This window comes from Streptomyces sp. RB17 (assembly GCF_009604455.1).
Taxonomy (GTDB): Bacteria; Actinomycetota; Actinomycetes; order Streptomycetales; family Streptomycetaceae; genus Streptomyces.
Window position 1 is genome coordinate 1 of record NZ_WEGL01000054.1, and the last position, 1,580, is coordinate 1,580.

The following is a 1,580-nucleotide window of genomic DNA, read 5'->3' on the forward strand; positions in this document are numbered from 1 at the left end:
CGCCCGCCTCGACCTCACCCTCGCCGCCTGATCCCCGCATTTGGCCAGCACGATCTTTGGGGAGTCGCCGTCAGGCGATCGGATTACTCGATGAGAGGGAGCCAGGCGATCAGTGGGTGGAGGAGGAGTCGTGCTGCCCTCGCCCACCGGCTCCTCGGATGCCTGCGTGCCGGCTCGGGCGGGTCAGACACTCTCCCATGCTTCGATGAAGGCGTTTCGTCCGGCTGGATCGGGCGACTTGCGGTCCGCGTGAAGGACGCGCCAGGCGGTGAGTTCCAGGTCCCGCAGCCACAGTTCGCCGATGACCTGTGTTTTGAGGTCAGGGAGGTGGTCGGACTCGGCGAGCGCCTGGCCGATCACCTCTGCGGCCGCAGCGCGCTGGGGAGGCGTCATCTCGTCGACGGCCGAGAGGATCTGTCCGGCCAGACCGGTTCCTTCTCCAGTCAGCGAACGCAGCACCAGATTCTTGATGTTGGTCGGCAGCAGATAGGCGGTGCCCGAGGATCTCCACAGGTCCGACCAGAAGCGTTCTCCTGCGTCGGTGGGGGCGGGAAGCGCGGCCAGCAGTCCGAGGAGGTGCGCGGTGGCCGCGTAGCCATCGGAGTGAGCCGCCGCGAGGACGGCGATGCCGGCGACACGCTCCACGTCGAGACTGCCGGTTTCGAGCTGTGGGGGCAGTCCCAATCTTTGTTCCAGCTGATGTGCGAGGGGGGCGGATGCGTGGGAGCGGAACTCGGGGAGCATCGGCGGTCCTTGGGCGTAGGTGGGCGCAGATGCGCGCTCGGGAACCTTGGTCTTTCCCACGGTCAGCCGACTTACACGGCTCCCGCGGGCCCAGTTGGTGGCAGTCGTCGGCGTCTGCGCTCTCCTGATGACCGAACAGGCCCGTTTGGCCAGTGTCGGCTTGACGTTACGAGACCGACCTCCGCAGACGCTGCCACCGGGAAGCTCTTACCAGGATCGGATGGCTTGCGATGATGCCCACAAGACCGAGACAGGACGGGAAGATGCGTCTGGGCACGCCGTATCCGGTCTCCCCGGCGGATCACATCATGGCGATGCCGGGGAGAGGTTCCACCCGGTTGCCGGCCTGGTCGAGTGGGCGGCCGACCTGGTCGAGCCGGTCAAGCCGAAGCTGTGTGGCTGGTTCCACGCCGCGATGGTCCCCGCCTCGTTGAGCGCCGGCGTCGTCCTTGTCTGCCTGGCCCGGACCCAGCAGGCGGTCTTGGCCTGCACCGTGTACTCCGTCACCGCCTGGCTGCTGTTCGGGACGAGCGCCGTCTACGGCCTGGGGGCCGCTGGACGAGGCCGTCCTGCGTCGCCTCGACCACGCCAACATCTTCCTGATCACCGCCGGCACCTGCACCCCTCTGGCCGTGCTCGTCCCCCTGACCGGCGAACCCTGCTGCTGTGGGTCGTATGGACGGGCGCGCTGACCAACATCGCCTTCCGCGTCCTGTGGGTCCACGCTCCGCGCCGGCTGTGCACCCCCTGCCACCTGGCCCTGGGGTGGGCTCCGGTGCGTTACCTGCCCGACTTCCTGCACACCGGCGGTGCGGCCGTAGTCACCCTGACAGTGA

The 1,580-nt window shown here is 68.0% G+C and carries 1 protein-coding gene and 1 pseudogene; one reads left to right on the top strand and one right to left on the bottom strand.

Features of this window, described 5'->3' with window-relative positions:
- Window positions 1-183: 183 nt before the first annotated feature.
- Complete coding sequence (locus tag SRB17_RS45230; RefSeq protein ID WP_194294383.1) at window positions 184-744, bottom strand: hypothetical protein; 561 nt, start codon at window positions 742-744, stop codon at window positions 184-186.
- Between the two features lie 220 nt (window positions 745-964).
- Between SRB17_RS45230 and SRB17_RS47450 the strand changes: the two are divergent.
- Window positions 965-1,580, top strand: a pseudogene (locus tag SRB17_RS47450) (hemolysin III family protein); the annotation flags it as partial.